The organism is Anaerosporobacter mobilis DSM 15930, assembly GCF_900142955.1.
In the GTDB taxonomy this organism is placed as follows: domain Bacteria; phylum Bacillota; class Clostridia; order Lachnospirales; family Lachnospiraceae; genus Anaerosporobacter; species Anaerosporobacter mobilis.
The window spans coordinates 24,296-45,108 of record NZ_FRCP01000028.1 but is presented as its reverse complement, the minus strand read 5'-3'; the positions used below and the strand labels follow the sequence as shown (position 1 = coordinate 45,108).

Genomic DNA, 20,813 nt, shown 5'->3' with positions numbered 1-20,813 from the left:
AAATCGATGTTGTTAACACACTTCTTTTAAAACAGATTTTTGTTGAGAAAGAGGTGTGTTTTTATGCGTGTTAAGAAGATTGACTCAAATATCATCAAAATATACGAGTCAAGCCAGGTAGAATTCAAACTTTCCAAGGAATTTGGTAAAATTCCAGACTGCACCATAGAGCAACAACCTTTTACGGTGTTTGTAATACAAAGCAAGCTCGTGTATCTGAATGCAAATGAAAATAAGTTCTTTATGAATTCCCATCTTCCTCAACTAGCTGCGATTGCAGAAGAGAGAGGATATCTGTTCGTATTTACAGATCTACAGAAGATTAACGATTCCGAGCAAAATTTCTTTTTTAATAATGCGATTTCCTTTGCTTTCTTACTTGACAATATCGCTGAGTTCACAGGGGATCGAGGACAAAAAACAATCTTTGGTAGTATGGACGTCAAATCATTAGAAGAGGATTATGCAAGATGTGAAAAAGGCGATGGTTACTACTATGATGTAGAAGCAGATCGCTTAATGAAGCTAAGGTTTATCAAAACAGAAGAGTAAGAGTAATTTCAAAATACATAAAGACTACAACAAATAAAAAGAGTAGATTTATGGAAACGATTGCGTTATACTCAAATCAAATAGCGCAGATGTCTGGGAAGCTTAAAACTCCATGAAAGTAGTTTATACAATGGGTTCCAAATGACTATAAGTGTATTGACTGTGTTTACTGCTGGTTTTACTAAGGGAATGAAGAACCCAATATGTTTTGTAGTAGGAACGATAATATTAACCGCGATGGGATTGAAAGCGTTTGAAACCATTCAAGCTGGAGAGCAAAATTCTTTGAAGAATTTTCTGAACGTGCAAGTGCATCTGGATTAAATAGTACACAAATAGCAGAGGCATATAGTGCCATGAAGGTTGGAGATTATAGTAAGATGGCATCTTATTTTGATACATCATCACCAGTTGATAGTGCTGTATTTTGGAGTGGCAATAAAGAAGGTGCTGCGGTATATGCTAATAGCGTAGGTGGTACAATAATGGAACAAACTCCGGGAGGGCAGGTCTTTGATAATTGGAGAGGATTGCAAGGAATGTATCCTGAATGGGATATGGGAATAACTCCGCAAAAACCTATTTGGACAGCATTATCTAGTCAATATGCGGAAGGTGCATCTGGAAATGTTACATATGCTGTAAAAGAGGGTTATGCAAATCCTAAGAGTGTATGGAAGACCGTGGAATTTCCTATTTTAAAAGATTTACAAGATGATGGAATTGTTACTAATATAACCACACATGTTATTAAGGAGTGAATGAAATGCAAAAAAGTAAAGCATATGAAGAATTATTATGTCAGATAAATGCGACTGGTGCGGATAAATTAAGTGGATATAGTATAAATATACTAAACTCAATCAATAATAATGAAAGGGCAGAAGTAGAAAAAGTAATTTGGAATACATTTATTTATAAAAAAGATATGGATATAGCAGTACTTTTACCTAAATTACAATTATATGATGGAATACAAGCATTAAAAAATACAGTTTCCGAATGCAAGATACCAAGCTATACAAGTATGCTATTGTGTTCTTTGATATATGATAATACAAAAGAAAATGAGTATTTAAAACTAATGGAAAAAAATATAGTACAATCAAAATTTGATTATACATATATATCAATTTTAGCAGAATGTCATCCCTGCGAAGAAGTATATGAATTATTGGTGACTATTTATGAGAAACCTTTAGATAGAATTGCTTGTGGAAGCGTTATAGATGGTATTTTATATAATAAAGGATTTATAAAAGATATCGACGATATTGAAGAAGTTTCTAGTAAAAAGGAATTGAGAATAATACTTAAAAATGCGCAAAAAGATGAAAAAATAGATATGATAAAAAAACTTGAAAATGGAGAGTTTGACAACTATAAAAACTATAATTGATTTTTATTTACGATTATACTTTAGGATTAAATAATCCTTCAATTAAGTACTATTAGCTGTATGACACAAATGACATACAGCTATTGGAGGTGTTTACTAATGGAAAATAGTCAGGCATATATTGATTTTACAAATCAGATTAAAGCAACAGGAAACCAGAAAATGGCTGGATATAAATCGAAAACATTGGATGAAATATTCGAATGGGAGAGAGAAGAGGTAGAAAATCTCATTTGGCATAATTTTTGCAATAATGATATAGACTTGGCAATATTTCTTCCTTGGTTAAAAAAATATAATGGCTTGGATTCGCTTGAAAAAAAGTTACAGGAACTTAATGTTCCTAGTGGTGGAAGTGTGTTAATATCTCGAGTGTTATATGAAAACACAAGGGAAACAAAGTATTTAGACAGCATAATGAGAAATATTGAAAAAGCGCCAGGTAATATTTCGTTTGTTTCAAACTTAGCATATTGTAGCCCTTCAGAAAAAGCATATAGTTTATTAGTACACATTTATATTAATAGTGATAATGAAGTTATACGAAGTACAGCTGTTACAGGAATTTTATATAATAAAGGAATTATAAAAAATCCATATGATTTGCAAGAAATCACTAATAATATTGGACTAAAAAGGAAATTTCTTTTGAGCGATATAGATGATAGAAAGAAAAATATAAAGTTATTTGAGGAGGGAATGCTATAGGATATAAAAAAAGCTTATGATGAGAACAGACTTGAAAGATACTGTAGAGACATTGAGAGGTCCAAGAGAACCCACCACTTTTTGAAAATATTACATGCTTTCCAATACTAGCAATAAATATTGTTATATCCTTGCTATAATTAACAATATTTCCATATATTGTAATACTGTTTATATAAATAAATCAGAAAAAAATACGGTTGTCATAAATAAAGAAAATTACAGTGAGAGTCAGATTCCAAACGGCTCAGCTATAATTGTATATGATAAAGCAGGCGAACGTCTTTGGAATTCTTTTGTTGGGATTCGCTTTTACTGGAGCTGTAAAAGGTGTATCAATGACCCTGGGACAAACATTACTAAGTGGTGGAGCTTCTGGAATAGGCAGCATCTTGCTTGGTGATTTAGGTGATATTGGAATTAAGGGAGAAGTAATGTCACTGAAGAAAATAGTAATTGATGTTGTAGTTGCCGGGGTAACAGGAGTAGCATTTGCGGGTATTGCTTATGGATTATCAAAGGCATTTTCGTCATTGAAGTTGAAGATGTTTAATAGGGGTGGTAAATCTTCCGTTGTATATGGAACAGATGATATAGCAAATTATCAGTATAATATGATTGAAAATCCTGGACCATTAGCTGAAATGCCAAACCAACCTGCAAAGAATTTTTATGGTGGAAGATATAACATGGAAGTATTACAAGAAGGTATAATAATGTATCGTGCAGGTAATTCACAAAATCCTTATGGAAGATGGTTTACTAGTGAACCGCCTGCATCTGTTAAATACCAAAAGGAACGACTGTGTATACTGGACCTGTCGGACCGCAAGGGGGCACATATGTAGGAGGACATGACATTATGCAAACATATATAGATTCACCGTGGTTGTTTGAGATTGTAGGAAAGACACCATTGCAATAGGAGAAAAAAAGAATGTTGGAAAATGATGAAATTTTGCAATTGCGTACATCATATATAGAAATAGGTAAGTTAGTACAAAAATATGGGAATGGACAGTATAACGGAGTATTAAATATACTTATGGGACAAGTGAATTGTATTGATTCAGATGAAAATGATGATGAAAAAATGCAATACCTTATAGAGAGTTATAATCGTCTGTTTGTATCTAGAGGTGGACTGAGTGATTTTGTTATATATGACGAAAATGAAGTGAGAAACCAGTTAAATGAAAGATATAACGATGAAGTAAAAAAAGTATGGGCAATTATGAAAGAATACTTTTAATTATTTTTTAACAAGAAAAAATTTAGTTCGAATATGCTGATATAAACGCACTTCTATTAAAACAAATTTTATTGTGAAAGAGGTGCGTTTTTATGCGTATTACAAGAATGACTTCAGATGATATCCAACTGCATAATTTAACCAAAGTTAATTACGCTATTGGCATAAGAAAATTAGGATTGCATTGTTAATTACAGCTTGTCACGTTTTATTTGCTATGGCGAAAGCAGTTTTAGTTGGTGCCAGTGAATAGGCAGCATCTTGCTTGTGTAGAAAACATTACGAACATGCTTTCCAATACTAGCAATAAATATTGCTATATCCCTGCCTATAATTGACAATATTTTCTTATATTGTTATACTGTTTAAAACTATATTTGCTTTGGGGGGATTTAATTTGAATAACATGGAGAATTATTTGGAAGATATACCGTATAAGAGAAACGGTAAAAGTGCGCGGTTTTATAATGACCGTGTAGAATTTAACAAGAAAATTATTCGCTATGATGATATTGCGATATTAATGGCAGGTTGCGGAGGAACTACGATTCATACTTATTGTGGCATTCCCCTTGGTCGAAGCTTTGACGGTGCGGTAGTCTTTTAGATGAATGACGGTAAGACACACGGTATCAATATGAATTCGATGTCTATGTTCGGAATACCATTCATTAGAAATCCCCGCAAAAGCGCAAAGCTTTTTCCACCGTTGTTTGATGCGGTTCATTCTATTGTAGCATGGAAAATGGCACAAAGATATGTAGATGCGATAATGAGGGGAGACACTGTTGCGGTTGGTGGGCTTACTATTAATAGTTTAGAGGCTAAGTCAATAAATAAATCAGGAAAAAATACGGTTGTCATAAATAAAGAAAATTATCGTGAGAGTCTGATTCCAAACGGCTCAGCTGTAACTGTATATGATAAAGCAGGCGAACGTCTTTGGAATTCTTCTGTATGGAGTAATAAGAATAATCTGCTTATTCCATATATCCTTGACACCATCTTTGGTAATTAAAGGAGTAACTTATGAAAAAAATCAAATGTCATATTTGCAAAGCAAAAAACAATGAAATGATTTGCAAACGATGTGGTGTAAATCTTAGCGATGCCATGATAGAACAGCTTATGCTATTATCAGGTGGATACATTTATTATAATGATAATAAGAAGTATGTCGATAAGTTTTCAAGCTGTAGATTTTCCTTCACAAACAAACGATTAGTTATATATAAAATTAAACCTCAATCTGAAAATCAGGCAATTGGACTCTTTATAGATTTAGTTAATACCGTCATTAAAATTCCCTGTATATCTATTAATCTTGATGACATTGAATGGGTGAGACGATACGATACAAGGCATTTAATAAAAACAAACATCGATACATGTTACATATGGTCTCACTAAGATAAGCAGATCGATGAACTATTTGCTCCCTATAAAAACCAGAGAGAAGATAAGAATAGTTTTTTTGGAGCATTCGAAGAAGAAAGATTTTGATAAAATTTCAATTACCGATATTGATCCAATATGGTGATATTGAATTAAAGGGATGCTATACAAAATTTAGCAAGAGATGATGCAAGAGAGTTAGTAAAGGGATTATTAAATGATAAGGTGAGCCTTAGAGATGGCGCTTTGCGTGATTTCTAAGGCTTTCTTTTGTCATATAGTAAAATGCCAGGGGTGTATGCTCTTAACAGCATACAGATGTTTTTATATAATCAAGTATAAAACGTAAATCCTAAAATATGGATTGAGTAAATGTACCTGGAGTTGCCCTAGAGAGTAAAAGTCATTTGTATTACCACCTTTACTTTAGTATGCTACTATGGTATTATGGTAAATAAACAAAGCCAAGTATATAACAGGAGGAAAAATTATGAAAAACAAAATAGCAATTACACTCATTCTAGTTTTAGTCATGAGTTTAGCACTTGTAGGCTGTAGTAAGAAATCAAAGAAAACAAGTAGTGATGGGGGAAATATTGTATATGCAGTAGAAGCTGGTTCTGCTGGTGAAGCAGCAGCAAAAGAAAAAGGATATCAATATAATTCGGTAGCATCCCAGGCAGATGCATTAATGGAAGTAGCTTCAGGGACTTCCGATGCAGCCATCATTGATTTGTTAATGGCAGGAGCCATGATAGGAGAAGGTACAAGTTATCCAGATATGATACATACCAACGAATTAACAACGGAAGAATACGGTGTTGGTTGCCGTAAGGGATCTGATCTTGCATCTTATATCAATAAAGTATTTGCAGACACTTATGCAGATGGCTCTATGGAAGAGGTCGCTAAAAAATATGGTGTTCAAGAATCTCTTGTTGAGCAAAAAGAGGTAGAATACATAGAGGCAGAAGATAGTGATGTATCTTATATTCAAGGAAAAGGTACATTAATCGTTGGTATTACGGATTTTGAACCAATGGATTATAAAGATGGTTCTGGTGAATGGATAGGTTTTGACGCAGATATGGCTCGTCTAGTAGCAGAAAAATTGGGTGTAGAAGTACAATTTATTGAAATTGATTGGGATAACAAAATTATGGAATTAGAATCTAAGAACATTGATGTTGTATGGAATGGTATGACATTAACCAATGAAGTGCTAGAAGCAATGGAATGTAGCAATGCTTATTGCAACAATGCACAAGTCGTTGTTGTCATGGATAAATAAACACTTCGTCTTATATTGGATTAAAACAAAGGAGAAATTGTTATGTTTTTTACTGTAACGCAAGCATTGCTTGACGGTTTATGGACCACCTTTCAGATTTTTATACTGACTCTTTTATTTGCTCTTCCATTGGGGCTTATCACCTCGTTTGCATCAATGAGTAAATGGAGATTATTACGTAGTGCAATACAGGTCATCGTCTGGGTGATTCGTGGTACACCGTTAATGCTACAATTAATTATTATCTTTTATGGACCAGGGTTATGGTTAAAACATAATATATGGAGTGGTGATGAGACTGGACGAATGATGGCTACTGTGGTGGCATTTACCATCAATTATGCGTGCTATTTTTCAGTTATCTTTCGCGGTGGTATCAAAAGTGTTCCAGCAGGACAACGAGAGGCTGGGCAAGTACTTGGTATGACAAAGAGTCAAATATTTTTTAAGATTACCTTATTGCAAATGGTAAAACATGTTGTTCCACCTATGTCCAATGAGATTATTACGCTTGTCAAGGATACTTCGCTAGCACGAATTATTGCAGCGTATGAACTTACATTTGCAGGATATTCCTTTATGAAATCAGCAGGACTTACTTGGCCACTATTTTATACAGGAGTTTATTATTTACTATTTATAGGTATACTTACGTTACTATTTAATTACATTGAACGAAAACTAGATTATTTCAGATAAGGAGGACAAATATGGCGATTTTAGAGGTAAATGGCATACAAAAAGATTTTGGTAGTACTCAAGTCTTAAAAAATGTTAGCTTTACACTAGAAGAAGGAAATGCATTAGCCATTATTGGTTCTTCTGGTTCAGGCAAGACTACGTTATTAAGGTGTCTGAATTTTTTAGACTCACCAAGTAGAGGAAGTATTGAAGTAAAAGGGGAGACTTTATTTGATGCTAGTTGGCAAGCCTCACAAAAAGAGAAGAACTTGAGATTAAAGCGACTTCATTTTGGTATGGTATTTCAATCCTTTCATCTGTTTCCTCAATATACGGCACTTGAGAATGTTACTTTAGCAGAACGGTTGTTAGCAAAAGAAAGAACAGATTTTAAGCAGCATAAAAGAGATATTTATGAGGAAATAGATGAACACGGCAAAGCTTTATTGGAACAAATGGGATTAGCGGATCGTATATCCCATTATCCTCATCAACTTTCTGGTGGACAGCAACAAAGAGTTGCTATCGCTAGAGCATTGGCATTAAAGCCTGACATACTTTGCTTTGATGAACCAACTTCAGCCTTAGATCCGGAGCTTACAGGTGAAGTATTAAAGGTGATAAGAGGGTTAGCGACGCAGAAGACGACGATGATTATCGTAACTCATGAGATGGCATTTGCGAGAGATGTTGCAGATCAAATTATATTCATGGATGATGGTATGATTGTGGAGCAGGGGGCATCAAAACAAGTCATTGATAGTCCGAGAGAAGAAAGAACCAAGCAATTCTTAACGAGATATATGGAAGGGTAAGAACCTTCTGAGATTGTAAGAATAAACCCTTTGGAATTTAAAATAGACCGGTTGGAGTGTAATAGAAGCATTCTAACCGGTCTTTTGCGTGTTACGATATTTACTTTTTAGTTAGTAGGATGTTCCCGTTCAAATGGAAGCTTGATATCAATGATGGTACCATAGTTTTCCTTGCTTTCTATGGTTAGGCCATATTCTTTTCCATAATAACTCTGTATACGATGATGTACGTTCCGAATACCGATGGAGTGATGTTTACGCTCATTCAAATCCTCTAAGGAAGTAGCAGAGAGATTATCTTGAGATAATCTGTCTTGAATCTGTTGCAGTGTTTCTTTCGACATACCAGAACCGTTATCCACAATAAAGAAATGAAGAATGTTATTTTCTATATTGCAACTGATACTGATATAGCAGTCAGTTTCTTTTTTTCTAAATCCGTGTTCAATGCTATTTTCCACAAAAGGTTGCAAGATAAAGGCTGGTATATCCAGAGTTTGCAATTGCTCCGGAATGCTATAGTCACAGATAAACTTATCTGGGAAACGGATATTTTGTATGGTCATATAACGATTAATTTGTGCAATTTCTTCTTTTAATTTGGCAATTGGAAATTTGTCCAAATTATAGCGAAGAAGATCAGACATACAGACCGCTACTGTCTCAATAGCAGGGACATTGTTAATGTTTGCTAATGATTTGATTACATTTAGTGTATTATAGAGAAAATGATGATTAATTTGAAACTGAAGCATCTGTATGTGCATTTGCTGTTCGGCTAAACGAATTTGATAATTTTGTTGAAGGCTGTCTGTAAGACGTTGATTCAAATTATTAAAACTGGTAACAAGCTTTCTAAGTTCTTTATTGGAAACACAAGCTTCCATACTGATAGCACTGTAACTATCCGTATTGTAGGAATCCATCTCGTCGCACAGCTTGGAGATAGAAACAGTCATTTTTTTTGATAATATAATTGCAAGTACTAGTCCCAGAATAAGAATAAGAGAAAAGACACCAAGATAATTTAGGAAATTATTTTGATAAATCTGGTTTATGATATGGCTATCAAGTAGTTGAACTAGATGCCAGCCAGTTGTTTTATTATATACCCCGTTTATCAAGTAGGTTTTTTTCCCAATCTCAAATTTCTGAGTTTTGATGGAATCACTGTCTACAATAGATTTATTAAATTCCGATAAGGATGACAATAGTTCAGTATAGGAGGATTGGTTTTGTATGTAACTTTCATTGGAGGAAAAGGTAAGATCTCCTTCTGCGTTATATATTAGAATGGTATTTTCTGCGTTTTGGGCAGAAACAAGAATGTTTTCTACTGATTCAAAGTTTATTTCTGCATAACAGATACCAATTTCCTTAAAGTCATAACCATCAAATAGTATTTTAATCATGGGTAGTACGTTTTTCTGGGAATCAATAGATGTCTGTTGAAGAGGTGCAAAATATGTATAGTTAGGAGCACTCTGTGCAATGCTTTTCCAGTTTCTTATATTTTCAGTAATTTGAGTCTGGCGTTGGACACCAATAATATTATAATCAAATGTATAACCAAAGCGGTTTTTAAAGACACAGGTAACTAGGTTCTGATTCAGCCTATTTGTCTGACTAAAAAGAGTCTTGAACTTAGTTGAATCATGAGAGTAGGCGAGATAATTATCCTTATAATTAGTAACCATTGCTTTTTTAATATCCTGATTTAGAAGTGGTAAATCAGCAATTTTTGTAGCATCTGCTAGTAAGGTATCAAGGGCTAGATTAGCTTGTGAAATAATCGTTTCCATCGAAGTGTTGTAATCGGACACTAGGGTGGATGCATTGCGCTTTGCTGTAATGACACCGACTAAAGTAATTGGTATAGTGACTAACAGCAAGGCTGCCAGAAAAAGTTGAGTACGATAGGAAAGATTTTTAAACTTCATTGTAGTCTCCTTTGTTGATTATTCTGTTAGACTTTAAAGTTATTATACCATAATGATAATCAATTAAATATGAAAAAACTAAGTAAAGTACCATAGGACACCAAAGTAAAGTTCTATTTTACTCCGAGATGATTCGATATAATAAGGTTGTCTTAAGAAATACATGAAACAATTGATTCATTAAAAAAAGGGTGTGTAATACACAGATAGGAGAGGTGTTAAAATGAATAATGTAGAGAGAATACAAGCAGTGATAAAAGGGGAACCAGTAGATTATGTTCCAGCAGGGTTTTGGTTTCATTATAGCTCTGATTACACTGTAGAAGAGATGATAGATGCCCACATGAAACTCTATAATGAAACGGGAATGGATATCATCAAAATAATGCAAGATTATAGTTACCCAATTAGCGGAAAAATAACTTGCGCACAGGACTGGTACAACATTAAAATCAAAGGTGTGGATTCAGAAGAGTTTGAAAAGATGGCGGCTGTTATCAAAGGGATTCGTGCTAGAGCAGGCGAAGATGTACTTTTAATCCAAACAATGTTTGGACCTTTTAAAGCCGCATCTATCGCATTTGGTGAAGATGTTCTTATGAAGTATAGTAAAGAAGCTCCAGAGGCAGTCATTGCAGGTATCAAGATTATTGCAGACGGATTGGAGCAATGGGCAAAAGGGTATCTTGAGATAGGAGCGGATGGAATTTACTATTCTGCTCAGTATGGTGAACTAGGAAGATTTACAAAGAAAGAATGGGAAGAGCTTGTAAAGCCTTTTGATCTTCAAGTTCTCAATGTTTCAAAACAAATAGATGGAAAATATAATATTCTACATATATGTGGTGAACCAGAATATGATTTTGAAACACATATCGATCGATTTGGAGATTATCCAGCTGATTTAGTGAACTGGTCGGTGAAGGATAATGGATACAGCTTAGAGAGAGGTAGAGACTTCTTTCATGCAGGTATTCTTGGTGGTATGGATAACAAAGGAAATGTTTTAAAAGGACCGAAAGAGAAGATTGAAGAAGAAGTTAAGTTAATCTTAGACAGATTTGGAACCACTGGAATTATGATTGGTGCGGATTGTACAATACAAGGAGAAAACATCCGCCTAGATTATATAAAAGCTGCGGTTGACGCCGCTCATAACTACCACAAATAAACAGGAGGTAAGAATCATGAAAAAGAAGTTAGCACTAGTATTATGTGCGATGCTCACTGTCACCAGTTTAGCAGCATGTAGTAAAAAAGGAACAGGAGATTCTACGAGTGAAACCAAAGGGGATGTACTTACCATCGAATTCTTCCAACAAAAAGGGGAAGAGGGACCACAGAAGGGGTATAAGACTATTATTGATAAGTTTAATGCAGAAAATCCTGATATTAAAATTGAGATGAATACGGTTCCAGACCCTGGTACAGTACTGACCTCTAGAATTTCATCTGGCGATATACCAGTTATCTTCTCCGATTATCCTACACAGCAACAGTTTAAACAGAAGGTAGCGAATGGATACGTTCAGGATCTCTCTGGTCAAGAGTTCCTTAAGAATGTGAATGAGTCCTCTCTAGATATGACAAAGCAGGACGATGGCGGTTATTATGCATTACCTTATAGCCGAAATTACATAGGTGTTTACTACAATATGGATATGTTTGATGTAAACGGATTAACTGTACCAACGACATGGGAAGAATTCGTAAATGTATGTGAAACGTTAAAAGCAGCAGGTATTACACCAATGGGTCTCCATGGTAAAGATCCTGGTCGTGTAGGTCACATGTTCCAATGTGCAACCGTTGCTTGGGCACCAAACGGAATTGAAACCATAGCAAAAGCTACAGCTGGAGAGGCCAAACTTGAAGGCGACCCAGAGTTTACAAATGAATTTAATAAAATGGCAACATTATTTACTTATGCAAATGAGGATGCACTAGCACTTTCTGATACTGCTTGTTATGAAAACTTTGTAAATGGACAGTATGCAATGTGCATTACAGGTTCCTATGCAAGAGGTACATTATTATCTAGTAATCCGGACATGAAACTAGGCGTATTCCCACTTCCAAACGATACGAAAGAAACAACACGTACGCTTTCTGGTATTGATGCCGCTATCTGTGTATCTGCAAAAGCAAGTGATGAAGAAAAAGCTGCTGCGTATAAATTCTTAGCGTATCTAGCAGAAACAGAGAATGCACAGACGTTCTGTGACAATGATGGAGCACCTTCTTGTATCAATGGAGTTGTTAATGACGACAAAGGAATTGCGCCTATGGTCGAACTCATTAACAATGGACAGACACATGATTGGATGGCATCAACAGTTAGTAATAACGTTATTTCAGACTTGTACAATGTAGTACAAGGATTCTGGGCTGACAAAAATGTAGAAGCAGTTCTTAAGAATATGGATGAATCCATCGCAGTAACATCCGCAGAATAATTAGTAATAAATTCGTAACTATTCAGAACCGCTATTCCGCGAGGTGTTTTTATGCGTTTTTTGCATAAAAATCCCGAGTTCTGATTGCGCCAAATTGCGTTTTTTGCAATTTGTGTGCATCGTTTGTGACTATGAAGGACAGAGTCCTGAATAGTTACGATAATTCCTTGTAGAATAATTCCGAATAGTAATAAAGGATAGCGGAAGTGTACACGATACTTCCGCTATTTTAATAAAAGACATTTTGAGCAATGACAAGTTTTCTTCAGAGAAAGGAATGATGAGATGAAGAAATTTAAACCAAACAGGTTGGCAACATCCTCAAGAGCAACCTACTTTGGATTTACGATAATACCAGTATTACTGTATACGTTCTTTTATGTGTTTTCTGTCATTAATGGCATTCGATATAGTTTCACAAACTGGGATGGTATGGCCCAAAACTATGATTTCGTTGGATTTAAAAATTATATTTCATTATTAAAAAATCCGTATTTTTGGAATTCTATGAAAACAACCTTGTTATATAGTGTTATGCTTGTAGTTTGTGTTATTTCGATTTCTCTTACACTTGCTATTTCACTGAATTCCTTAAAGTGGTTTAAAACATTTACAAAATCTTTATTTTTTGTACCAGCCATGATTGGTGGTGTGACAATCGCTTTAATTTGGGATCAGATGTATTATAGGGTGGTTCCTGTAATCGGGCAGGCATTAGGAATCGATTGGCTTTCCCAAAGTCTTTTAATGACCGGGAAAACGGCACTACCTGCAGTAGTATTTGTTCATGCATGGCAGGCAGTGGCACTTCCTACTATCATTTTCATAGCAGGATTACAGCAAATTCCAGATGAACAGTATGAATCTGCACAGATTGATGGTGCAACGCTTTTTAAGAGATTCAGATATATCACATTGCCTTACATACTACCTACAGTAACGATAAACCTAGTACTGATCATCAAGCAGGGATTTACTTCTTTCGATTTCCCATATGCACTTACTGGTGGTGGACCGGTGCGTTCTACAGAAGTAATAGGTATTCTTATATATAATGATGCGTTTAAGAATCTCAAATTCTCTACAGCCAATGCAGAGGCGTGTCTTTTATTTGTTGTAGTTGCTATATTCTCATTGACACAGTTGAAACTAACCAGTAAAAGGGGGAATGATTGATGAAATTAAAAAGAGAGGGATTGGGATGGAGAATTTTAAGAAATATCTTGGTTCTTAGCGGACTCATTCTGATTTTATGCCCATTATATCTAGTAGTAATCAACTCCTTTAAAACGTTAGAGGAAGCAGGAAAGAATTTCTTTGCTCTACCATCCAGTTTGAATTTTACGAATTTCATTGAATTGTTTTCGAATAGTAATTATTGGGTCTTCTTAAGTAACTCGCTTAAAATTACCTGTATATCAGTGGGATTAATTTTAATATTCGTACCTTCTTTGTCATATGCTATTGCAAGAAATTTTAATAAAAAGTATTATAGAAGTATTTATTACTATTTATTAATGGGATTGTTTATTCCTTCACAGGTTATTATGTTGCCAGTTACTAAGATGATGACAGGTCTTAACATGCTCAATCATACTGGGTTGATTATTCTATATCTAGCTTTTAGCTTGACACAGGGAATATTTCTTTTTGTAAATTATATTAAAGGACTTCCCTACGAAATTGAAGAGTCAGCACACATTGACGGATGTAACGTATTTCAGACCTATGTTAAAATAATACTACCACTTGTAAAGCCGATGATTGCTACACTTCTTATCATGGATACATTATGGATCTGGAACGATTTTATGTTGCCGTTACTTATGTTAAACAGGTCTCAGGATATTTGGACATTACCATTATTCCAGTATAACTTTAAGACAGAATATTCATTTAATTATACGATGGCATTTACGGCTTACCTAATGGCAATGGCACCAATGTTAATAATATATTGCATGGGCCAAAAATATATCATCAAAGGCTTGACCGCAGGGTCTGTGAAAGGTTAATATTTTCCCGGGTTGCAGAGGAGAATTCTAATGATTACTATTTTAGTTGTTGAAGATGAAGAATATGCAAGGCAATCACTGATTAAAAAAATTAAAGAATATGATGTGCAAAAACAATTTCAAATTTTGGAAACGACAAATGGAGAACGTGGATTCGAAATCTATTGTGAGTATCTACCTGATCTTGTTATTACTGATATTCGGATGCCAAAGATGGATGGTTTAGAACTTTTAAAGGTTATTAAGAAGAAGAATCCGAAAGCTCAAGTTGTTATGCTTAGTGCCTATTCGGAGTTTGAATATGCCAGAACGGCACTAAAGGACGGAGCATGTGATTATATTCTAAAACCTATCGAGGATGAAAAACTCAAAGAGTGCATCGATAAATCTCTGAATAAAAGTCGAACAGAGAAAAGGGAAATAATGATGACCGGTAAGGATATAACAACTCGGTATATCCTAAAGTGCATTCAAAATGATGGAGAACCTGATTTTATAGAACAAAATATGTTTCAAAAGGTATTTCATAAATTTCAGGTACTCACAATCTTTTTACCTAGATATCAGGAGATAAATAAGGAAGATATCTTACAAAATATTGGGAATATATTAGGAGAAGAAATGTGGACGGGGTTCCGTTTTGTAGAAACAAAAGGGAAGGTATGGACATTAGTAATTAATATTACTAGAGAAAATTTCTTTATCCCAAGAAAGATTCTACGTATCTTTACTGATGCTGGTTTCGAAGTTTATATTGGTGTGAGTGGGGAATATACCGAGCCCGAGAGAATTAAGGAAGCATATCAAGAAGCGATGGAATTATTGGAATATAGAATATTTATTCAAGGGCAGCTTATCACTGGTAGCCAGATTAATAAGGATATGCTGAAAAGCTATTGCCTGTCAAAAGATAAGGAGACGCTTCTTAAGGATGCATTGGAAAGGAAAAATACGAGCAAGACGGAATACATTCTGACACAGATATTTGAAGAAGTGCGAGAACAAGGTTGGATAAAAATAGACTACCTAGAATTACTCTTATCACAAATTAGTATTATCATGCGTCGGGCATTGCAAATTAGTGGAGATGACCAGCTTCGTCTGAGAGAAAGCAGGACGAGTGTTATGGATTTTTCTGATCTTGATGAGATGGAGAATTATTTTCAGTCAATCGGAAGGAATATCTGTAAGTTGAGTGAAAAAGCTGGTGAAGAGAGCACTAGAGATGTGGTAGCTATGATGACAGAGTATGCGCAGGTACATTTTAATCAAGATATTACAGTAAAAGAGCTGGCAGAGAAAGTATTATTCATGAATCCGACCTATGTAAGCCATGCATTTGTTGAAAAAACAGGAATCAGTTTTTCGACTTGGTTAAGAGGACTTAGAATGGATCATGCTAAGAAGCTTCTTACAGGTAGTAAGCTATCTATTACGGAGATAGCTTCGATGTCAGGATATAATGATACCTCCCAGTTCATTCGGATTTTCAGGCAGGATACGGGGATGACACCTAAAAAATATCGTGACTGGATTCAGATGGAAAAGTCAAAGAAGAGAAAGGATTCAAACAAGTATGGCTGAACTGGATCAATGGCTAAACGATTTGGAAGAAGGGTTTTTAGAAGATATTGCACAACTTGTAGAGATACCAAGTGTTTCGAACTTGGATGAGGATGAATTCCCCTACGGTAAGAATTGTGCCAAAGTGCTTCAGAGAATGCTTTCCATGGGAGAACAGTATGGTTTCGAAACACTGAATTGTGATGGATATTGTGGAAGAATCAGCTTTGGTGAAGCAGACAAAGAAATTGCAGTTTGGGGACATCTCGATGTAGTGCCAGCTGGTGACGGCTGGGTTTATGAGCCTTTCTCCTGTACTAGAAAAGGAGACTTTATAATTGGGCGAGGTGTACAAGACAATAAGGGACCACTTATAGCGGTACTGTATGCAATGCGATACCTAAAGGAAAAGAAAATAAAGCCAAATGTCAAGATTTCTTTGATTTTTGGCTGTAATGAAGAGAGTGGCATGGATGATGTTACCTATTATCTAGCACATCAAAAAGCACCGGATTGGTCCTTTATCGCAGATTGTGGATTTCCAGTATGTCATGGAGAAAAAGGCATCTGTCATGTGCATATAAAATCGGAAAAGATGGAGGGAAATATCCTTAATTTAGATGGAGGAAATGCTCTAAACAGTGTACCCTCAAGTGCCCAAGCTATTCTTAAGAATGGAGAATTGACAGAAACAGTTTGTATTGAAGCAGAAGGAGTTTCAGGTCATGCAGCTTTCCCAGAAGGAACAAAAAACGCTATTGGCGTATTAGGTGAGAAACTGCAAAAATTAGATATTGGTACCAATGAGAGAAGAGTAGCAGATTTTTTGAAAGAAATATGTAGTGATGGATTCGGAACCGGACTTGGAATTGCCTGCGAAGATAAAGTATCTGGTGCATTAACTTGTAATCCTGGAGTAATTTCAATGCAGGATAAATGCATTCATATTGGTATGGATATTCGATATCCGGTAACGGTTAATATTGAGACAATCTTAGATAAATTAAGAGCCTATGTTAACAAAGAGGGCTTTAAGGTTACGCAAATAGTAGATAATCCACCGAACTATATCGAGCCCAGTCATCCGCTCGTAGAAGAACTGATGAATGCGTATAGAGAAGAGACCGGTGATGACAAACCAGCATATGTTATGGGTGGCGGAACGTATGCCAGAAAGATTCCGAATGCGGTAGGATTCGGGCCTGGTCTTAAGGTAGAGTATACAGAACTTGGTTTAACGAATGGTCATGGAGAATGCCACTGCGCTGATGAGGCACAGTCAATTACAAACTTAAAAAAAGCTGTGAGAATTTATGTGCGCGCACTGCAAAGATTAAATAAAAGATGATGCTGTACAGAGAGATGTACGGATAGGAGGATTCATATGAAAACAATTTCAATAGGCAATGGGAAAATACAAGTTCCAGAAATCGGACTTGGTTGTATGAGAATTAATGGATTAAAGGGAAAGGAGGAAGTTCGCTCCCTTATTGATACAGCAATGGCAGAGGGAATTAATTTCTTTGATCATGCTGACATCTATGCTGGTGGAGATGCGGAAGCAATATTTGGAGAGTGTGTTCCAAGCAATCTTCGTGAAGAGATGATATTGCAAACAAAATGTTCAATTCGTCCAGGTTGTTGCTATGACTTTTCTAAAAAATATATTATAGAATCTGTAGAGGGAAGTTTAAAAAGACTACGCACAGAATACATTGATATTCTACTTCTTCACAGACCAGATACATTGATGGAAGAGGAAGAAGTAGCAGAAGCTTTTGAGGTATTGGAAAGATCAGGTAAGGTACGTTATTTTGGCGTAAGTAATCAGAATTCCATGCAGTTAGAGCTGATGAATAAATACTGCAATCATAAGATTTTGATTAACCAGTTACAGTTTAGTATCGCACATTGTGGTATTATCGATTCTGGTTTGAACGTAAACATTCACAGTGACGCAGCAGTTAATCGTGATGGTAGTGTCTTGGAATACTGCAGATTAAAAGATATCACAATTCAGGCATGGTCTCCGTTCCAGTATGGAATGTTTGAAGGAACCTTTATCGGAAGTGATAAATATGCGGAGTTAAACAAAAGTTTGGATCGTCTTGCTAAGAAGTATGATGCTACTGCAAATACAATTGCAATAGCATGGATTTTGCGTCATCCTGCTCGTATTCAAACGATTGTGGGGAGTACGAATGAAAATAGAATTAAAGATATTTGTAAAGCTTCGGATATTCATTTGACAAGAGAAGAATGGTATGAATTATATTTGGCAGCTGGGAAAATGCTTCCATAAAGATAACACTACTTTTTGCATAGCTGAAAATAACTGTTCTTACACAATAAGATGAAGAGGATTGAATATGGATAAAGTATTATATCAGAATTATCTGATGATTTTAAAGGAAGAATTGGTTCCGGCTCTTGGCTGCACAGAGCCAATTGCGCTTGCTTATGCGACTTCAAAGGCAAGAGAAGTGCTTGGTGAATTTCCGGATTATATGGAGATTCGATGCAGTGGGAATATTATTAAGAATATTAAAGGTGTTACAGTTCCAAATTCAGGAGGGCTCAAAGGCATTGATGCTGCGGCTATTTTAGGAGTAACAGGCGGAGATCCATCTAGGAAACTGGAAGTTTTGGAAAGTGTTACACCGGAGAATATTAAAAGAACACATGAATTGTTAGAAGAAAACTTTTGCGAATGCTTTTTGGAAGAGGGTGTCGAAAATCTTTACATATGTGCACGCTTAACAAAGGGAAGTCATTCTGCTGAAGTTACCATCGTGGATAAGCATACGAGAATAACACGTATTACGAAAGACGATGAAGTAGTTTTTGAATTACAAGAGGATAAGTCTAATTCTCAGGTACAGGGAGATAAGTCTCTTTTGAATGTAAAGGACATATTAAGATTTGCAGATGAAGTAGACATTGATGAGATAAGAGATGTCATAGGAAGACAGATACAAATGAATAAAGCCATTTCTGATGAAGGTCTAAAAAACCGTTACGGAGCAGAGGTGGGTAGAACCTTATTAAATATATACGGAGATGACATCAAGGTCAGAGCAAGGGCTAGAGCCGCGGCAGGATCGGATGCACGAATGAACGGCTGTTCCATGCCAGTTGTTATTAATTCGGGAAGTGGTAATCAGGGAATGACCTGTTCTCTTCCCGTTGTGGAGTTTGCGGAAAGTCTCAATATTCCCGAAGAGAAGATGTATCGCGCCCTAGTAGTGAGCAATCTGATCTCCATTCACCAGAAGAAGTTCATAGGTAGCTTATCTGCTTATTGTGGAGCTGTTAGTGCAGCTTGTGGAGCAGGAGCAGCAATTACCTATTTATACGGCGGAGACTATCAGAAGATATCAAAAACCATCACCAATACAATTGCAAATGTAGGTGGAATTGTCTGTGATGGTGCAAAATCCTCTTGTGCAGCTAAAATCGCATCAGCAGTGGAAGCGGCTATTATGGCTCACTTTTTGGGAGAAGAAAATCTCTGTTTCCATCCGGGGGATGGAATTGTAAAGAACAATGTGGAAGAGACAATACGAAATGTTGGTTACATTGGGAAAGTAGGTATGAAATCCACAGATGTTACAATTTTGAACCTTATGATTGATAAGATTGCAGATGTATGATAACGAAATAGAAATATTAAGTGGTAACACGGTTGTAGATCAAATAATTATTTTACACCTAATTCAATATGTGGTATCATAAGGTAGGAAACGGAAACCGATTTTATTAATGTGTGATACGTAAGAAGAGGTGAATATGAAACAATTTTTAAAAGAATTCAAAGAATTTGCATTACGTGGAAATGTAATGGATCTTGCAATTGGTGTTATTATCGGTGGTGCATTTCAATCGATAGTTAAGTCTTTGACTGAGGATGTGATTTCTCCTTTGATTGGCTTGTTTGCCAAGACAGATTTCACTGCTATGGTTGCAACGGTACGCGGCGTGGAAATACGATATGGTTCTTTTTTGACAGCTGTGATTAACTTTATTATCATGGCATTAGTTATATTTTTATTTTTGAAGGCAATCAATAGGTTATCTAATATAGGAAAAGAAAAGGAACCGAAAGAAGAAGCTCCCAAAACTAGAAAATGCCAATATTGTTATTCAGATATTCCAATTGCTGCAACTCGTTGCCCACACTGTACTTCTGAATTGGAAGCCATTGAGGAATCAAAATCTGAATGACTTTTTAATGTACCAATCCCATGAATCTATTAACGCAAACGAATAGATAAACGAAAAACTTAATAATTGTGTTTATTTAGAAAACAAATGAGCCTACGTTTCTGTAGGCTCATTTGTTTTAATATGAAAGGATAGTATTATCGAAGTAAATTTTTCAGTGTTTGGTTGTGGAATTGATATTCTGTGTTCATTGGGAGATCAACTTCTGGGATATCACCATCATCATAATTGTCTTCCATAGGAATATTTCCAAACTCATTATTATGAATGGATCTCGAAGATTTCGTAGGAACTGCTTTGGGATTTCTTGGATCTGACATATTAAATCTCCTTTCTGTTTCTTTAATAGTATTCCAGTTTGTAATGTTAATATATTAGTTTTAGTATGGTAAACCATCAATAAAATGCTATATTTACAAATAAGTATAGCATTTTATTTTATACTTTATTTTGAGTAAGATGTGACTATTAATATACAATAAAAGGAAGAGAGTGAATGCTAATTATTAAAGGTTTTCATAG

At 35.4% G+C, this 20,813-nt stretch carries 24 protein-coding genes; 22 read left to right on the top strand and 2 right to left on the bottom strand.

Annotated features, from left to right (window positions below):
* The first annotated feature begins 63 nt into the window (after positions 1–63).
* The 13 genes from BUB90_RS22020 to BUB90_RS21960 all read left to right on the top strand — a co-directional run bounded on the left by BUB90_RS22020 (position 64) and on the right by BUB90_RS21960 (position 8,093).
* Complete coding sequence (locus BUB90_RS22020; RefSeq protein WP_073291617.1) at positions 64–552, top strand: hypothetical protein; 489 nt, start codon at positions 64–66, stop codon at positions 550–552.
* 141 nt (positions 553–693) lie between these two features.
* Positions 694–876, top strand: a complete 183-nt coding sequence (locus tag BUB90_RS22015) for a hypothetical protein (RefSeq protein ID WP_073291614.1) — start codon at positions 694–696, stop codon at positions 874–876.
* Between the two features lie 32 nt (positions 877–908).
* Positions 909–1,313: a hypothetical protein gene (locus BUB90_RS22010; RefSeq protein WP_073291612.1), complete on the top strand. Its 405-nt coding sequence runs from the start codon at positions 909–911 to the stop codon at positions 1,311–1,313.
* Between the two features lie 5 nt (positions 1,314–1,318).
* Positions 1,319–1,951 (top strand): hypothetical protein, encoded by a 633-nt coding sequence (locus BUB90_RS22005; RefSeq protein WP_073291609.1) that lies wholly within the window; start codon positions 1,319–1,321, stop codon positions 1,949–1,951.
* Positions 1,952–2,050: 99 nt separating this feature from the next.
* Positions 2,051–2,659, top strand: a complete 609-nt coding sequence (locus BUB90_RS22000; RefSeq protein ID WP_073291607.1) for a hypothetical protein — start codon at positions 2,051–2,053, stop codon at positions 2,657–2,659.
* A 263-nt stretch (positions 2,660–2,922) separates the two neighbouring features.
* A complete protein-coding gene (locus BUB90_RS21995) occupies positions 2,923–3,507 on the top strand; it encodes a hypothetical protein (RefSeq protein WP_139241839.1) in 585 nt (194 codons plus the stop codon).
* Between the two features lie 89 nt (positions 3,508–3,596).
* On the top strand, positions 3,597–3,911 hold the full coding sequence (locus BUB90_RS21990) for a hypothetical protein (RefSeq protein WP_073291602.1): 315 nt from the start codon (positions 3,597–3,599) through the stop codon (positions 3,909–3,911).
* A 397-nt stretch (positions 3,912–4,308) separates the two neighbouring features.
* Complete coding sequence (locus BUB90_RS21985) at positions 4,309–4,518, top strand: hypothetical protein (protein ID WP_073291601.1); 210 nt, start codon at positions 4,309–4,311, stop codon at positions 4,516–4,518.
* On the top strand, positions 4,519–4,929 hold the full coding sequence (locus BUB90_RS21980) for a hypothetical protein (protein WP_073291600.1): 411 nt from the start codon (positions 4,519–4,521) through the stop codon (positions 4,927–4,929).
* Between the two features lie 11 nt (positions 4,930–4,940).
* Positions 4,941–5,321 carry a hypothetical protein gene (locus BUB90_RS21975; protein WP_073291599.1) on the top strand — a complete coding sequence of 127 codons (381 nt, stop codon included), beginning with the start codon at positions 4,941–4,943 and terminating at the stop codon, positions 5,319–5,321.
* Between the two features lie 475 nt (positions 5,322–5,796).
* Positions 5,797–6,597, top strand: coding sequence for a transporter substrate-binding domain-containing protein (locus BUB90_RS21970; protein ID WP_073291598.1), 801 nt, complete (start codon positions 5,797–5,799; stop codon positions 6,595–6,597).
* A 42-nt stretch (positions 6,598–6,639) separates the two neighbouring features.
* Positions 6,640–7,296, top strand: coding sequence for an amino acid ABC transporter permease (locus tag BUB90_RS21965; RefSeq protein WP_073291595.1), 657 nt, complete (start codon positions 6,640–6,642; stop codon positions 7,294–7,296).
* Between the two features lie 11 nt (positions 7,297–7,307).
* The gene (locus BUB90_RS21960; protein WP_073291593.1) at positions 7,308–8,093 is read left to right on the top strand and encodes an amino acid ABC transporter ATP-binding protein; all 786 of its coding nucleotides are present in this window, start codon (positions 7,308–7,310) and stop codon (positions 8,091–8,093) included.
* Between the two features lie 107 nt (positions 8,094–8,200).
* Here BUB90_RS21960 and BUB90_RS21955 read toward each other — a convergent pair whose 3' ends face one another.
* Positions 8,201–10,033, bottom strand: a complete 1,833-nt coding sequence (locus BUB90_RS21955) for a sensor histidine kinase (RefSeq protein ID WP_073291591.1) — start codon at positions 10,031–10,033, stop codon at positions 8,201–8,203.
* A 223-nt stretch (positions 10,034–10,256) separates the two neighbouring features.
* On the opposite strand from BUB90_RS21955, the gene BUB90_RS21950 reads away from it, so the two are divergent.
* The 9 genes from BUB90_RS21950 to mscL all read left to right on the top strand — a co-directional run bounded on the left by BUB90_RS21950 (position 10,257) and on the right by mscL (position 20,291).
* Positions 10,257–11,204 (top strand): uroporphyrinogen decarboxylase family protein, encoded by a 948-nt coding sequence (locus BUB90_RS21950; RefSeq protein WP_073291589.1) that lies wholly within the window; start codon positions 10,257–10,259, stop codon positions 11,202–11,204.
* Between the two features lie 16 nt (positions 11,205–11,220).
* Positions 11,221–12,489, top strand: a complete 1,269-nt coding sequence (locus BUB90_RS21945; RefSeq protein ID WP_073291586.1) for an ABC transporter substrate-binding protein — start codon at positions 11,221–11,223, stop codon at positions 12,487–12,489.
* 285 nt (positions 12,490–12,774) lie between these two features.
* A complete protein-coding gene (locus tag BUB90_RS21940) occupies positions 12,775–13,665 on the top strand; it encodes a carbohydrate ABC transporter permease (protein WP_073291584.1) in 891 nt (296 codons plus the stop codon).
* The gene (locus BUB90_RS21935; protein ID WP_073291582.1) at positions 13,665–14,504 is read left to right on the top strand and encodes a carbohydrate ABC transporter permease; all 840 of its coding nucleotides are present in this window, start codon (positions 13,665–13,667) and stop codon (positions 14,502–14,504) included. The genes BUB90_RS21940 and BUB90_RS21935 overlap by 1 nt, the downstream gene beginning before the upstream one ends.
* Before the next feature lie 30 nt (positions 14,505–14,534).
* A complete protein-coding gene (locus BUB90_RS21930) occupies positions 14,535–16,088 on the top strand; it encodes a response regulator (protein ID WP_073291580.1) in 1,554 nt (517 codons plus the stop codon).
* A complete protein-coding gene (locus BUB90_RS21925) occupies positions 16,081–17,415 on the top strand; it encodes a Sapep family Mn(2+)-dependent dipeptidase (protein WP_073291578.1) in 1,335 nt (444 codons plus the stop codon). The genes BUB90_RS21930 and BUB90_RS21925 overlap by 8 nt, the downstream gene beginning before the upstream one ends.
* A 36-nt stretch (positions 17,416–17,451) precedes the next feature.
* On the top strand, positions 17,452–18,369 hold the full coding sequence (locus tag BUB90_RS21920) for an aldo/keto reductase (protein ID WP_073291576.1): 918 nt from the start codon (positions 17,452–17,454) through the stop codon (positions 18,367–18,369).
* A 67-nt stretch (positions 18,370–18,436) separates the two neighbouring features.
* Positions 18,437–19,720, top strand: coding sequence for an L-cysteine desulfidase family protein (locus tag BUB90_RS21915; RefSeq protein WP_073291574.1), 1,284 nt, complete (start codon positions 18,437–18,439; stop codon positions 19,718–19,720).
* Between the two features lie 136 nt (positions 19,721–19,856).
* Positions 19,857–20,291 (top strand): large conductance mechanosensitive channel protein MscL, encoded by a 435-nt coding sequence (mscL, locus tag BUB90_RS21910; RefSeq protein WP_073291572.1) that lies wholly within the window; start codon positions 19,857–19,859, stop codon positions 20,289–20,291.
* 137 nt (positions 20,292–20,428) lie between these two features.
* Here mscL and BUB90_RS21905 read toward each other — a convergent pair whose 3' ends face one another.
* The gene (locus BUB90_RS21905; protein WP_073291570.1) at positions 20,429–20,611 is read right to left on the bottom strand and encodes a hypothetical protein; all 183 of its coding nucleotides are present in this window, start codon (positions 20,609–20,611) and stop codon (positions 20,429–20,431) included.
* Positions 20,612–20,813 lie beyond the last annotated feature (202 nt).

Coding starts and splice junctions, on each gene's coding strand:
- BUB90_RS21920 (WP_073291576.1), top strand. CDS start 17,452: ATGAAAACAATTTCAATAGGCAATGGGAAAATACAAGTTCCAGAAATC.
- BUB90_RS22000 (WP_073291607.1), top strand. CDS start 2,051: ATGGAAAATAGTCAGGCATATATTGATTTTACAAATCAGATTAAAGCA.
- BUB90_RS21930 (WP_073291580.1), top strand. CDS start 14,535: ATGATTACTATTTTAGTTGTTGAAGATGAAGAATATGCAAGGCAATCA.
- BUB90_RS21990 (WP_073291602.1), top strand. CDS start 3,597: ATGTTGGAAAATGATGAAATTTTGCAATTGCGTACATCATATATAGAA.
- BUB90_RS21960 (WP_073291593.1), top strand. CDS start 7,308: ATGGCGATTTTAGAGGTAAATGGCATACAAAAAGATTTTGGTAGTACT.
- BUB90_RS21975 (WP_073291599.1), top strand. CDS start 4,941: ATGAAAAAAATCAAATGTCATATTTGCAAAGCAAAAAACAATGAAATG.
- BUB90_RS21935 (WP_073291582.1), top strand. CDS start 13,665: ATGAAATTAAAAAGAGAGGGATTGGGATGGAGAATTTTAAGAAATATC.
- BUB90_RS22005 (WP_073291609.1), top strand. CDS start 1,319: ATGCAAAAAAGTAAAGCATATGAAGAATTATTATGTCAGATAAATGCG.
- BUB90_RS21925 (WP_073291578.1), top strand. CDS start 16,081: ATGGCTGAACTGGATCAATGGCTAAACGATTTGGAAGAAGGGTTTTTA.
- BUB90_RS21915 (WP_073291574.1), top strand. CDS start 18,437: ATGGATAAAGTATTATATCAGAATTATCTGATGATTTTAAAGGAAGAA.
- BUB90_RS21905 (WP_073291570.1), bottom strand. CDS start 20,611: ATGTCAGATCCAAGAAATCCCAAAGCAGTTCCTACGAAATCTTCGAGA.
- mscL (WP_073291572.1), top strand. CDS start 19,857: ATGAAACAATTTTTAAAAGAATTCAAAGAATTTGCATTACGTGGAAAT.
- BUB90_RS21995 (WP_139241839.1), top strand. CDS start 2,923: ATGATAAAGCAGGCGAACGTCTTTGGAATTCTTTTGTTGGGATTCGCT.
- BUB90_RS21955 (WP_073291591.1), bottom strand. CDS start 10,033: ATGAAGTTTAAAAATCTTTCCTATCGTACTCAACTTTTTCTGGCAGCC.
- BUB90_RS22010 (WP_073291612.1), top strand. CDS start 909: ATGAAGGTTGGAGATTATAGTAAGATGGCATCTTATTTTGATACATCA.
- BUB90_RS21945 (WP_073291586.1), top strand. CDS start 11,221: ATGAAAAAGAAGTTAGCACTAGTATTATGTGCGATGCTCACTGTCACC.
- BUB90_RS21970 (WP_073291598.1), top strand. CDS start 5,797: ATGAAAAACAAAATAGCAATTACACTCATTCTAGTTTTAGTCATGAGT.
- BUB90_RS21980 (WP_073291600.1), top strand. CDS start 4,519: ATGAATGACGGTAAGACACACGGTATCAATATGAATTCGATGTCTATG.
- BUB90_RS22020 (WP_073291617.1), top strand. CDS start 64: ATGCGTGTTAAGAAGATTGACTCAAATATCATCAAAATATACGAGTCA.
- BUB90_RS21950 (WP_073291589.1), top strand. CDS start 10,257: ATGAATAATGTAGAGAGAATACAAGCAGTGATAAAAGGGGAACCAGTA.
- BUB90_RS22015 (WP_073291614.1), top strand. CDS start 694: ATGACTATAAGTGTATTGACTGTGTTTACTGCTGGTTTTACTAAGGGA.
- BUB90_RS21965 (WP_073291595.1), top strand. CDS start 6,640: ATGTTTTTTACTGTAACGCAAGCATTGCTTGACGGTTTATGGACCACC.
- BUB90_RS21940 (WP_073291584.1), top strand. CDS start 12,775: ATGAAGAAATTTAAACCAAACAGGTTGGCAACATCCTCAAGAGCAACC.